General features: G+C 36.7%; 10 protein-coding genes and 1 pseudogene. 6 read left to right on the plus strand and 5 right to left on the minus strand.

The window, feature by feature from the left end; genetic code table 11:
* Window positions 1–65 precede the first annotated feature (65 nt).
* The 5 genes and pseudogenes from NZ923_04120 to NZ923_04140 form a co-directional block, all read right to left on the minus strand.
* Complete coding sequence (locus NZ923_04120) at window positions 66–1,478, minus strand: tetratricopeptide repeat protein (protein ID MCS7229208.1); 1,413 nt, start codon at window positions 1,476–1,478, stop codon at window positions 66–68.
* Window positions 1,479–1,598: 120 nt separating this feature from the next.
* A complete protein-coding gene (gene trxB / locus NZ923_04125; protein MCS7229209.1) occupies window positions 1,599–2,540 on the minus strand; it encodes a thioredoxin-disulfide reductase in 942 nt (313 codons plus the stop codon).
* A complete protein-coding gene (locus tag NZ923_04130) occupies window positions 2,527–3,225 on the minus strand; it encodes an HAD family phosphatase (protein MCS7229210.1) in 699 nt (232 codons plus the stop codon). The genes trxB and NZ923_04130 overlap by 14 nt, the downstream gene beginning before the upstream one ends.
* Window positions 3,220–4,155 (minus strand): annotated as a pseudogene (gene queG, locus NZ923_04135) (tRNA epoxyqueuosine(34) reductase QueG). Before queG ends, NZ923_04130 begins: the two are co-directional and overlap by 6 nt.
* On the minus strand, window positions 4,142–4,468 hold the full coding sequence (locus NZ923_04140) for a Rieske (2Fe-2S) protein (protein MCS7229211.1): 327 nt from the start codon (window positions 4,466–4,468) through the stop codon (window positions 4,142–4,144). The pseudogene queG and the gene NZ923_04140 overlap by 14 nt, the downstream one beginning before the upstream one ends.
* Window positions 4,469–4,559: 91 nt before the next feature.
* Between NZ923_04140 and glnD the strand changes: the two genes are divergently transcribed.
* From glnD to NZ923_04170, 6 genes are all read left to right on the plus strand, one after another.
* Window positions 4,560–7,169 (plus strand): [protein-PII] uridylyltransferase, encoded by a 2,610-nt coding sequence (gene glnD / locus NZ923_04145; protein MCS7229212.1) that lies wholly within the window; start codon window positions 4,560–4,562, stop codon window positions 7,167–7,169.
* A gap of 4 nt (window positions 7,170–7,173) precedes the next feature.
* Window positions 7,174–8,079 carry a hypothetical protein gene (locus tag NZ923_04150; protein MCS7229213.1) on the plus strand — a complete coding sequence of 302 codons (906 nt, stop codon included), beginning with the start codon at window positions 7,174–7,176 and terminating at the stop codon, window positions 8,077–8,079.
* A gap of 27 nt (window positions 8,080–8,106) precedes the next feature.
* A complete protein-coding gene (locus tag NZ923_04155) occupies window positions 8,107–9,117 on the plus strand; it encodes a radical SAM protein (GenBank protein MCS7229214.1) in 1,011 nt (336 codons plus the stop codon).
* Between the two features lie 90 nt (window positions 9,118–9,207).
* Window positions 9,208–11,148 (plus strand): 2-oxoacid:acceptor oxidoreductase subunit alpha, encoded by a 1,941-nt coding sequence (locus NZ923_04160; protein MCS7229215.1) that lies wholly within the window; start codon window positions 9,208–9,210, stop codon window positions 11,146–11,148.
* Entirely contained in the window at window positions 11,138–12,136 is a 999-nt protein-coding gene (locus tag NZ923_04165; protein MCS7229216.1) for a thiamine pyrophosphate-dependent enzyme, read from the plus strand. Before NZ923_04160 ends, NZ923_04165 begins: the two co-directional genes overlap by 11 nt.
* A gap of 268 nt (window positions 12,137–12,404) precedes the next feature.
* Window positions 12,405–13,139, plus strand: coding sequence for a C4-type zinc ribbon domain-containing protein (locus tag NZ923_04170; protein ID MCS7229217.1), 735 nt, complete (start codon window positions 12,405–12,407; stop codon window positions 13,137–13,139).

The raw sequence follows: 13,139 nt of genomic DNA on the forward strand, positions 1-13,139 counted from the left end.
ATATCAACGCTTTACTTGGTTTTTATCCGGATCTCAGCTAAGTCTTTCGCTGTTATTGCCATCGTTTATTTTTTGAGCCACTTTTTTAAATATCTTTTATATCTTGGAAATTCGTCTTCAAACTCTTCAATTTTTGAACTATCAAGTTCAAAAGCTTTTGAAAAATATTGCCCTGCTTCATCAATCATATTTGCTAAAAGAAACAATCTTCCGATCTGATAATAAGGATCAGCGTATTCAGGATTAATTTTTATTGCGTTGTAATATGCTTGTGCTGCTTCTTGATATCTGCCGAGCTGTTCATAAGCCATCCCAGCTCCGACCCACAGCTCAGGTTTTTTCTGATCAAGTTTTATCGCCATCATATAACTTGATAGAGCTTCACTGAATTTCCCTGTTTCATATTCTAATTCTGCCTTTGCTTCCCAAAGTTCAGGTATCTTTGGGTTATGATTTGCTGCGGTGGTGTAATCAGCAAGTGCTTTTTTATAACTGCCAAGTGCTTCATAACAATTTCCACGAATGTAGTAAGCGACATAATTGCGAGGATTCAACTTTATAACCTGATTGAAGTATTTTATCGCTTCTTTGTATTGCCCAAGTTTTATGTTTATATTGCCGATATAAAATAGAGCTACTTCGGAGTTTGGCTTATATTTTAAAAGTTGTTTAAATGCCTCCATTGAATCAAGGTATCTACCGATTTTGAAAAGAAGTTCAGCTTTTAATTCAAGTGCTGGTGTGAAATCTTCTTTTATGACAAGCGCCATATCAAAGCTTTCAATTGCTTTTATAAGTTGGTTCGCTTTCGCAAGAGCGATCCCCTTTTTATACCAAAGGTCGTAATCATATGGATCTATCTCAAGACATTTATCAACTGCATTACTTAAGTTTTCAAAATCGCCGATTTTTTCATAGCAGTTTGCCAATTTCAGTAAAATATCTTTATCGTTCGGCTTTTGATCTGCTAACTGTTTTAAAACATCAATTGCTTGGGAATATCTTTCGCTTTTTTCAAGTAGGTCGGCTTTGATACGCAAAAAATCGGGATTTGAAGGTTGAATTTCAATTGCCCTTTCAATACATTCAAGCGCTTCCTCAGATTTATCCATATTTTCAAATGTTATAGCCATATTTGCCCATGCATCTGCTTCGTTGGGATTAAGCATCAATGCTTTGTGAAATGATAGGAGGGCTTTTTCAAATTCGGACATGTTGTTTAATATGATTCCTCTCCTCACCCAGTGATCTGACGAGTAGGGGAAAAGTTCTATAAGTTTTTGCACATGTGGGAGCGCTTTTTCATACTGCCCAGAGAGCAGATAAAGGTCTATCAATTCTTCCACGATTTCAGTATTTATATAAGCACCTTCGTGGTTTTTCAATATCTCCTCATATTGTTTTATCTTGTCCTGGATTTTTTCTTTTTCCGGGAATTCCTCAAAATTTTCACGATCTTCAAAATCGTGATAATCCATATCTTTTGTTGGGTTTTGTTTGACTTTTCAAAGTCAAAATAAATAAAAATTTTAAATCAAGCAAGAAACAAAAAAGCGGGCTTAAAAGCCCGCTTTCCGAGGGTTAAAGGTTAAGAAAGGTTAATCATGTAGGGATTCAAGATATCTTGCCGCATCAAGTGCAGCCATACATCCAGTTCCTGCAGCTGTTATCGCCTGTCGGTATACCTTGTCCGCAACATCTCCAGCTGCAAATACGCCTGGAACGCTTGTAGCAGTTGAACCTGGCTTTGTAATTATGTATCCAACCTCATCCATTTCAAGCTGACCTTTGAAAATTTCGGTATTTGGTTGATGTCCAATTGCTACAAACAACCCATCGCATTTGTAATCCATCGTCTCACCAGTCAAGACATTTCTTAATCTTACTCCTGTTACTTTTCTTTGACTTACATCATATACTTCCTCAACGACGGAGTTCCAAATAAAGGTTATTTTAGGATTTTTTAAGGCTCTATCTTGCATTATTTTGGATGCTCTTAGCTTATCTCTTCGGTGGACCACTGTTACTTTGCTTGCATATCTTGTTAAAAACAGGGCTTCTTCCATTGCGGTATCTCCGCCTCCGACCACAACAACTTCTTTATCTTTGAAAAAGAAACCGTCGCAAGTTGCACATGCCGAAACGCCGTATCCACGAAGTTTCTGTTCTGATTCCAATCCCAACCATTTCGCCGAAGCCCCAGTTGCAATTATAACTGCATCGGCTGTGTATAGATCTTCATCCGCCCAGATCTTGAAAGGTCTTGTTGAGAAATCAACCTTTGTAACATCAAGCATTTCAAGCTTTGCACCGAATCTTTCCGCTTGCTCTCTCATAAGTTGCATTAGCTCTGGTCCCTGTATCCCTTTGGGAAAGCCTGGAAAGTTTTCTACTTCGGTTGTTAACATCAACTGTCCTCCAGGTTGAGAACCTTCAAAAACGAGCGGTTGTAAATCAGCACGCGCAGCATATATCGCTGCTGTTAAGCCAGCAGGTCCTGAGCCTATGATTATAAGTTTTCTGTGTTCAATCGGTTGCATCTTTCACTTCTTCGTTTGTTTTTAAATTTTCCAAAATCTCCAAAAAGTTTTTTATTGAAATATCCGCGTAGTTAATTAACTCGTTTTTATCTAATGTGGTTTCAACACCGATAGCAAACATATTGGCGTTTTTAGCTGCTATTAATCCAGCGATTGAATCCTCAAAGACGATGCACTCACGGGCTTTGCATCCAAGTTTTTCAGCTGATAAATTAAAAATGTCGGGTGCAGGTTTACCACGACTTACATCTTTTGCTGTTACAACAACATCAAAAAGTCCGTTTAGGTTCAATTCGTTAAATATTAATTCAACATTTTCAACTGGGGCAGATGTCGCAAGCCCAATTTTTATCCCCTTTCGCTTTAAAATCAGTATGAATTCAATTACTCCATCCACAGGTTTTACTTGTCCGATGGCTATTTCTCTGAAAATTTTATCAACCTCAATCCCAATTCTTTTGGCTTCTTCTTCGGTTATTTTACCGTTAAATAAAATTTTTGCACTTTCCTCGCCCCTTCTTCCAAAGATAATTTTTCTGAATTCTTCATCGCTTAAGTTATGCCCAAACATCTCACATATTTTCCCCCAAGATTGTCTGTGAAGTTTAAAAGTATCAGCTACGACGCCATCAAGGTCAAATATGGCGCATTTGTAATCAAAATTTAAAATCTTTTGCCATACCAAATTTTTTATAGCATTTTTGACATTTCGCATAAAGCCTGAAAACTTTGCTCTTTTTATTGGACTTAACTTGTAGCGTGATTTAAATTCATCTTCTGTTAATTTTGAAAGCTCAAACAGGTTCGGATTTATGTTATAGTCAAATGCTTTAAATTCCGCGACATTTGTTTCTTTTTGGAATTTTATATTCCACGGGCAAACATCTTGGCAAATATCGCAACCAAAAATTAAATTAGCAAAATTTTTTGAAATATCTTCCGGGAAGAATTCACCCCTATATTCAATTGTCCAATATGAGATACATTTGTTTGAGTCCAAAACATATGGTTCAACTATTGCGTCTGTCGGGCAAGCATCTATACATCTTGTGCATTTGCCACAGTGATCTGCGATTGGTTCATCTGGGATGAGTTCAAGATCGCAAATAATTTCTCCTATGAAGACCCAAGAGCCAAGATCCTTTGTTATTAAATTTGTATGTTTGCCAATCCATCCAAGCCCAGCTCTTACAGCCCAAACTTTTTCCATCACTGCGCCAGAATCAACATAAATTTTTGCTTTAACATCTGGGACAATTTCACGGATGAATTCAAGTAATCGCTCTAATTTTGATTTCAAAACAATGTGATAATCTTGACCAAGTGCGTAGATTGAAATTTTGCCTTGTTCAGATGTGGCTGGTGGAATTTTTTGAAAGTAATTTAAAGCAACAACAATTATTGATTTCGCATCTGGTAAGATAAGTCGTGGATCCACTCTTTGATCAAATGTTTTCCCCATCCATTTCATATCGGCATGATAACCTTTGGATAGCCAATCCGATAGTTTTACTCCTTCATGTTCAAGTTTTTCAACTTTCGCTATCCCAACTTTGGAAAAACCGATCTCAATTGCTTTCCGCTTTATTTTTTGTGTCAGCTCAGATGTGTTCATCTTCAATTTTTATCCATATCTCGTCGTTTTTTAACATAATTTCAAAAGTTTTCAATTTCCCAGAGCCGTAAACTGGTTTTCCACTTTTTATTTCAAATGTCCAGCCATGCATTGGGCAAATGATGTTTTCACCCTCAATTATCGCATCAGTGCTGTTGACAATTTTTGTGTGTTGATGCGGACAAATGTTTGAAATAGCGAAGAATTTTGAATTTAAATTTATAATCGCGATCTCAAGACCATCTATTTGAAACGATCTTGCTTTTCCAGGGCGAATATCGGAAGTTTTACAAAGTTTTACCTCTTTCGGCATGACGCCAGAGATGTTTTTTATCCAAATTTAAGTTAAACTCTGAAAATTGAAAAATTTTAATTAACTTTATGCAAACCAAAAGGTGAAAATCATGCAGGTCAAAACCGAAATTGGAATAGATTTTGAAAAAATTAAAAATTTTCGCCCAAAAGAAGTAAGTGCTTTTGAGATCACAAAGCTATTGACACAATCGCTTGATAAATTTATAATTTCACTTTGCGATAAATTAAACATTGATAAATCTTTCGCCATCGTCGCAACCGGGGGATATGGTCGTGTTGAGCTCTGCCCGAGATCAGATGTTGATATAATGTTCCTCGTTGAATCAAAAAGCAGTGAATTAGAAAAAGTCGCTATAGATTTTTTCCAAAATTTATGGAATTCAAAATTTAGCATAGGACATAGTTTCAGGACAATTGATGAATGCATTGAGCTTTTTGAGGTTGATGTTGAATCGTGGGCATCGTTTCTTGAAGCAAGATTTGTCTTTGGGGATGGAAATTTATATGAACATTTTGTTCGGAAGATAAAAAGTAAGTCGCTTGGTGAAAATTCGCTTAAATTCATCAACGCAGTAATTGAGGGAAATAGGTTTAGACATCAAAAATATGGTAATACGATAAAACTTCTTGAACCAAATGTTAAAAAAAGCGCTGGTGGGTTGAGGGATCTTCACACATTATTGTGGATTTTCAAATCCACAGATCCCGATTTTTGGAATTTGCCCGAGGATCAGTCAATGTGTAAGGGAATGCTTGAGGTTATGTTTAAAAAGGGTTTAATTTCAGAGGAAAAATTTCACGCTGTCATTGATGCATTTGAATTTTTGCTCTGGACGAGAATAAAACTTCATCTTGCTGTGGATGGCTTTACAGATGTGCTTGATTTTAATGTCAAAGAAAAAGTGGCAGTTGAACTTGGTTATTCCGATAGCGGTGATAGAAATGCCGTTGAGATCTTTATGCGTGATTATTATTTGAAGGCGCGTGAAATTTTGATGTTGAATAAAATTTTCACGACGAGATTTGAAAAATCCCTAATTGTTGAATTAGTTGGGGAAATTGAAAATTTGGATGAAAAATTTTCGCTTTACAATGGAAAGATAATTCTTAACACATATAAAGAGTTTCTTGATGCGGAGGAAATTTTCACTGCGTTTTTGCACAAATGTAGAACAGGTGCAGATTTTGATGAAGATTTGAAGCAGACAATTATAAATAGCCTCGGCAGGATTGATTTTTCTGGTAAAGGTCAGGTGGATGAGATTTTTATTCAAATTTTGAATTCAAATTCAAATGTTGCATCAACGCTTGAGTTGATGCATGAACTTGGGGTACTTGGGAAATATGTCCCAGCGTTTCGTGAATTAACAGGGCTTTATCAGCATAATCGTTATCATTATTTCACAGTTGATGAGCATACATTGAAGGCGATTCAAATAGCTGAAAGCCTCCACGCAGATGATTCAAATCTTGGGAAAATTTTTAATCGCATTAGTAGGAAGGATGTCATTTACCTTGCGATTTTGTTTCATGATTCTGGGAAAGCTATCAAAATTGACGGTCATGCTGAAATTGGAGCTGAAATCGCAAGGGATTTTTTGACTAAAATAAATTACGACGCAATTGACGATGTCTGTTTCCTTGTTAAAAATCACCTTTTGATGGAGCAAACCGCATTTCGCCGAAATTTTTATGAACCGGAAACACTATACTCATTTGCGACAAATTTTGAGACGGTTGAACAAATTGACATGCTATATATTTTGACCTACGCGGATCTTTCCGCCGTTAATCCAGATGTATGGACAAGTTGGAAAGCTCAGCTACTTGAGGAACTTTATCTTCTCTCCAAGCCCATTGTTGAAAATAGATTAACACTTGATGATGTTTATCTGTTGTTTGAGGAAAGAGCAAATCAAAGAATTGAAGCGGTGATCTCATCTTTATCGGAGAAATTGGGACTTGAAACGATTGAGAATCATTTTGAAAACTTGGTAGAGAACGATTCATATCTTGATGTTTTCACTGACCTTGAAATTGCTGAACATATAAAAGCAATTGATAAGTCGGGGAATCAGAAGGTGGCTTTGATATTTTCTAACAAAGATGGATATACTGAGATAACTGTCATAACGAAGGACGCGCCATTTGTCTTGGCGAAGATATGTGGTGTTTTATCCGCAAATGATGCAAATATATTTGACGCAAAAATTTTCACAAGAAGAGATGGAATTGTGATTGACAAGTTTAGAGTTTTTGATTATATCTCTGGCGATGAGCTAACAATAAAACAATGTGAAAAAATAAAACAAGATATGGAAGATGTTTTCAACGGACGCGTTGATCTTGATGAACTTTTTGAAAGACATAGAAGAAGATGGAAAAGAAAAATTGAAAGGGTGAGAAAAGATGTTAAAATCGCCGTTGAATTTGAGGATTCAAAAGATTATACTATAATTGATGTTTTCGCTCCTGATTCGCTTGGATTTTTATATAAGATTTCAAGAAAAATGTCGGAGCTTGGACTTAACATTTACTTCGCAAAAATAGCGACACGAACTGATGGAATTGTTGATTCGTTTTATGTTCTTGATTTTAACGGAGAAAAAATAACCAGCGAGGAAGCAAAGGAGAAAATAAAGAATGAAATTTTGAGCGTGATTTATGAACTTAACAATTTAAAACTAACTTCGGAATAAAATAATGAAGCAAAGGTTAATTGAAGCAATACAAGCCGAGCTAACAAAACCAAAGCAGATCACCGAGCAGGTGCTGAACCATATTTTATCGCATTATTCGTATACGCTTGATCAGATTGATAAATTCTTCAGTGAGGAAATCCCAAACCTTGAAGATTACGAGATAGACATACTTTTCTCCCCGATCTTTACGCCAAAAGTGCAAGATAAAGCGTTGTTTTCAAAGATTCTTGATGAGATGGAAATAACCGAAAGCGATGTTGAAGAAATAATAAGGGAACTTGAGGAAAAGAATCTAACGGCAAGTTTCTATATCGTCTTGAAAAAAGGTGATGAATTTTTTGAGAAAAATTTTTCACTTCCACTCAACAAAGTAAATTTAAGAAGATATGTCAACCTGCTAAACCTTGACTGTAAACCTTCGGCTCAACTTTCAAAGGCGATTGAAGCTGTTTTCAGAGACGAAAGCGATAAAGTCAAGGCAATTTTGCGCGATAAGTTTTGGAAGGAAGAATGGCGCGAGGAATTTTTAAAAGTGTATCTTGGATACATCGCTGGGCATGGAAATGTGACGATTGAGAAATTTGAATTCTTATTAAAAATTTTGAGAGGAAATCCGACCGCATCAAATATATACGAGATATATGATTTGATCTCTGATGTTATCCAGTGGACGGAAATTCAAGTGAATGTTTTGAAAACCGGAAGGAAACAATTCTTCAACGAAATGATAGAACAATCTTACAGAGAGGAGGGAAGCGATAAAAGAATTCAAAGGGAGGAAGAACTAAGAGACAGGGAAACAGAGTTGAGATATTATTTTGAAATTAGAGACGAGGTCAATTTTATACTTGAAAATATGAGCGAACTTTTGCCAATAAATAACGCAAAGAGATTAGCGAGATCATAATGTAAAACAAAGTTGGCAAATAAGCGTATGTTTATACCTTCGTATGTTAAACTTTATGAATCGGGCGAATTGAAAAGAAGAATTGAGATTCTTGAATCAATGCTTGAAAAGTGCAATATATGTCCGCATCAATGTGGGGTGAATAGATTAAAAAACGAAATAGCAAGGTGCTATTCGGGATACAAACCGATTGTTTCTGCTTATGTTCCACATTTTGGTGAAGAACCTATCCTCGTTGGAGTTAACGGCGCAGGGAATATATTTTTTGGAAATTGTAACTTGAGGTGTGTTTATTGTCAAAATTATCAAATAAGTCAAAATTGGAGGATTGAGATAAAAAATGAGATAACATTTGAACGACTTGCAGAGATAATGCTTGAGCTTCAAGACAAAGGATGTCATAACATCGGGCTTGTTTCCCCAACGCATTTCGTCCCACAAATTGTAAAAGCGCTTTACATCGCCGTTGAAAATGGATTGAGGATACCGCTTGTTTATAACACAAATGCGTATGATTCAGTTGAAGTTTTGAAATTGCTTGATGGGATAATTGACATTTATTTGCCTGACATAAAGTATAGCGACGATGAAATGGCTTGGAAGTATTCAAAGATACCGAACTATGTTAAATTTTCAAGGATGGCAATAAAGGAGATGTGGCGTCAGGTCGGGAGTGAATTAATTATTGAGGATGGGATTTTGAAGCGCGGATTGATAATTAGACATTTGATTTTGCCGAATGAGATTGCAGGAAGCGTGGATTCGTTAAGGTGGATTGCGGAGGAATTGGGAACTGATGTAACATTGAGCATTATGTCGCAGTATTATCCGACAAATAAAGCATTTAAATATCCATTGCTTTCGCGAAGGATAATGTTCAGCGAGTATGTTGCTGTGCTTGATCTTTTGGATAAGTTTGGCTTCATGAATGGCTGGATTCAAGATTTTGAGGAATCACCAGATTTTTACCGTCCCGATTTTTCCGATAGAGAAGAACCTTTCAAAGACAGAATTAAGGTTAGAAACACAACTGGCTGAAATTTGGGTTTTCCCACGCGAAACTTGAAGGTAGATTTATTTGTTATATTATTTTGAATTTGTCTAAATCTAAAATTAATTTGGAGAAAAATGGAGATGAAGATAAATCAACTATCTTGGCTTGTTGGAGGACCCCAGGGGAGTGGAGTTGATTCAGGGGCAAACATTTTTTCAAGAGCATGTGCATATGGTGGACTTTATGTGTTCGGGAAAAGGGAATATCATTCAAACATCAAGGGTGAACATAGTAATTATGTTGTGAGAGTTAGTTCGGAGTTGATAAGATCACATCTTGATGAGATAGATTTTCTCGTCACATTTGATCCTGAGACCTTATTTAGGCACATTCATAAAGTTGTTCCTGGTGGTGTGATAATTTACGATATCAATCAAAAATCCATAACGGTTGATAAAATTCCAACCATTGATAAACCAGCTAACAGGAGAATAAAGTCATTTCTCTCTGCAAATGGAGTTGGTTATAGCGTTGGTGATGTGATTGAATATGCTTCAAAGAATGGAATTCTTACTTACGGGATTCCGTATGTTAAATTACTTGAGGGTCTTGCGGAGAAGCTTAATAATCCTCAAATTGCAAGGATGGATGTTATGATAAATGTAATGGCTGTATCTGCCTCGTTTGCACTTCTTCAGTATGACTTTTCCCTTGTTGAGAAAGCGATACGATATGTTTTTAGAGCGAAGAAGAAAGTTGCAGATTTAAATGTTGAAAGCGCAAAATATGTCTATGAGTATGTCCTTGAAAATTTTGAAAGAACAAACTACAAACTTGAACCTGTTCATAGAAATGAAGTTGAGCGGATAATAATTCAGGGTTATCAAGCATCAGCGCTTGGCAAAATTGCGGGTGGATGCAGATTCCAATCATATTATCCTATAACTCCGGCTTCTGATGAAAGTGTTTATCTTGAAGACAATGCTGTTTTTGAAATTGTAGGGGATAATGGCGATGTTGAAAAAGGCTCAATTGTTGTCGTTCAAACAGAAGATGAAATTGCAGCTATAACGATGGCGATTGGCGCTGGGCTTGCTGGAGTTAGGGCTTCAACTGCGACATCTGGACCTGGATTTTCACTTATGGCTGAAGGATTGGGATGGGCTGGAATGAACGAAGTCCCAGTTGTTGTTACGCTTTATCAAAGAGGTGGACCATCAACCGGATTGCCGACAAGACATAGTCAGGAGGATTTGCTCTTTTCAATCTACGCGGGGCATGGTGAGTTCCCAAGAATCGTGTATGCATCTGGTGATATTGAAGAGATATTTTATGACGCTGCGAAAGTTTTTAATTTCGCGGAAAGATATCAAACACCTGTTATTCATTTAATTGATAAGGCGATGGCTAATTCAATTGCAACTGTTAAAAAATTTGATCTAACCAAAGTGAAAATTGATAGAGGTGAACTTATTGAGGCATTTTCTGATGGTGTTTATAAAAGATTTAAGTTTACTGAGACAGGTATATCTCCGCGAGCTAAACTCGGGACAGAAAATACAGTTTTCTGGAATACTGGGGATGAACACGATGAGCTCGGGCATATAACTGAAGATCACGAAGTTAGAACAATGATGGTTGATAAGAGGATGAAGAAGTTAGATCTTGCACTCGTTGAGATTAGCGACGAAGATAAAGCAATTCTCTATGGCGATGCTTTTGCTGAATATGCTGTGTTAAGTTGGGGCTCAACGAAAGGTGCTATACTTGATGCGATGGAGATGCTTACAAAAGAGGGATATAGGCTGAAATTCATTCAAGTTAAGTTGCTTCATCCCTTTCCTAAAGACAGAGTTGAAGATCTTATCAGTGGAGCGAAAGTTTTAATTGATATTGAACACAACAAGATGGCGCAGTTTGGTTCAATTGTAAAGCGGGAGATTTTAAGGGATATTGACTACTACATCCTGAAATATAACGGGCGTCCGATGTCATTGAGCGAAGTTTATTCCGCTTTAAAATTAATCCTTCAAAACAAAGCAAACAAAATACAGGTATTGAACAATGGCGATTAAAATAGATGAAGTCAAAAAATTAACACTTGAAGAATATAAAACAGATGTCCACAACGATTGGTGTCCGGGTTGTGGTGATTTTGGAATTCTCCAGTCGGTGCAAGTAGCGTTGTTTGAGCTTGGGATCCCAAGGCATAAGGCGGTTGTTTTCTCTGGCATAGGTTGTTCTGGAAAGACACCACATTACATAAATGTCTATGGTATTCATACTTTGCACGGTAGAGCTGTGCCGTTTGCAATTGGTGCAAAGCTTGCTAATCCTGATCTAAATGTCATAGTCGTCGGTGGGGATGGTGATGGTCTCGGTATAGGTGTTGGACATTTTGTAAGCTCGGGACGAAGAAATGTGAACTTGACATATATTGTTTATAACAATGCTGTTTACGGTTTAACGAAAGGGCAAGCATCGCCGACATTGAAGCTCGGAGTTAAAACAAAATCGTTGCCTAAACCAAACATAAATGATTCTATAAATCCAATTGCCCTCGCTCTTGTTTCTGGTTATACTTTCATAGCAAGAGGTTACTCTTACGATGTCAAACATCTAAAAGAAATAATTAAAAAAGCTATTCTTCACAAGGGACTCGCTTTTATTGATGTTTTGCAACCTTGCCCAACATATAACGATATAAACACGAAAGATTGGTATTCAGGAAAGGATAGAGTTGATCCTGTGACAGGAAAGCCAATCCCGAGAATTTACAAACTTGAGGAGACAGGTTATGATCCTTATGTTCACAATCCCGATGATCCAAACGAGTTAAATCTCAAGTGGGTTCAAGTCGTTGAGAAATCACTTGAATGGGGAGATAGAATTCCCATAGGTATATTCTATGTCAATGAGCATGTATCAAGCTATGAGGAGAGAATAAGCGATGTTATTTCGGATTACTTTTCCAATCCACCAGCGATGCAGAAAATTTCGCTAAAGGATGGTAGGACAAATGTTATGTTAGAGCATTTATTAAGGGAATTTTCAACGACCTAAATTCAAATGCCCTCCCCTCGGAACTGGGGAGGGTTTTTTGTTTTTAAGCGAGTATTTGTTTTTTTTGTCCTTAATTGTTATATTTTTAAACACAGGTTGAAAAACGAAAAATAATTCTTGCGAAGTTTCAATTTGGAGGTTGAAGCGGAAAATAAAGAACTTAAAAACCTTGAGAAGTTTAGTCAGTGGGTTTGTCATTTTATAAGAGTGCACTCGCAAGGGTGCACTTTTTTATTAATAAACAAAATTAATATAAGAGGCTGTGGAATTGAAGAAAAAACTCGTCGCGCTTTACAAGTTGCAGATAATTGATTCAAAACTTGATGAAATCAAAGGGAGGCGTGGTGATCTACCAGAGGAAATTGATTCGTTGAGTGAAGAAATTAAAAGAATTAAAGAGGAGCTACAGCGTTCTAGGGATTCTTTGAAAAATGTAATTGAAGCAATTGATAATGTTGATTCCGAGATGAGCCTGTTGAAGGAAAATATAAAAAAGTGGAAGAAGCAATTAACACAAGTGAAGTCAAATCGTGAATACGATGCACTTCAGAAGCAAATGAGCAACGCAAATGAGAAAATTGACGAACTTACAGAAAGGCGATCACAGCTTATTAAACGGCAGGGGGAGCTTGAGGACATAATAAAAGATTACGAGAAGGAGCTTGAGAAATTACAGGAGGAATTTGAGCAGAAGCAAAAGGAACTTGAAGAAATTGATTCCGAAATCAAAGACGAAGAGAAAAGACTTCAAAAGATTCGGGCGAAATTTGAAGAAGATGTAGATAAAATTCTTTTGAAAAGATATCAAAGGGTTAGGGATTCGTTAGGAACACTTGTTGTTGTTCCAGTTAATAATGGGAGTTGTGGAGGTTGTGGAGCGAGAGTACCTGCCCAGAGAGTTGTTGAGATATGGCAAAATAACAGGATTTACACTTGTGAATCTTGCGGTAGAATTTTGATTTCGGATGAGGTTTATAATGAAGCTATGGAAAGTGTGAAATAG

Origin of the sequence: Candidatus Kryptonium sp., assembly GCA_025060635.1 — a bacterium.
In the GTDB taxonomy this organism is placed as follows: domain Bacteria; phylum Bacteroidota; class Ignavibacteria; order Kryptoniales; family Kryptoniaceae; genus Kryptonium.

Bases quoted from the DNA above. Each gene is read 5' to 3' on its own strand.
- NZ923_04150 (MCS7229213.1), top strand. From the start codon at position 7,174: ATGAAGCAAAGGTTAATTGAAGCAATACAAGCCGAGCTAACAAAACCA.
- NZ923_04160 (MCS7229215.1), top strand. From the start codon at position 9,208: ATGGAGATGAAGATAAATCAACTATCTTGGCTTGTTGGAGGACCCCAG.
- NZ923_04140 (MCS7229211.1), bottom strand. From the start codon at position 4,468: ATGCCGAAAGAGGTAAAACTTTGTAAAACTTCCGATATTCGCCCTGGA.
- trxB (MCS7229209.1), bottom strand. From the start codon at position 2,540: ATGCAACCGATTGAACACAGAAAACTTATAATCATAGGCTCAGGACCT.
- glnD (MCS7229212.1), top strand. From the start codon at position 4,560: ATGCAGGTCAAAACCGAAATTGGAATAGATTTTGAAAAAATTAAAAAT.
- NZ923_04120 (MCS7229208.1), bottom strand. From the start codon at position 1,478: ATGGATTATCACGATTTTGAAGATCGTGAAAATTTTGAGGAATTCCCG.
- NZ923_04165 (MCS7229216.1), top strand. From the start codon at position 11,138: ATGGCGATTAAAATAGATGAAGTCAAAAAATTAACACTTGAAGAATAT.
- NZ923_04155 (MCS7229214.1), top strand. From the start codon at position 8,107: ATGTTTATACCTTCGTATGTTAAACTTTATGAATCGGGCGAATTGAAA.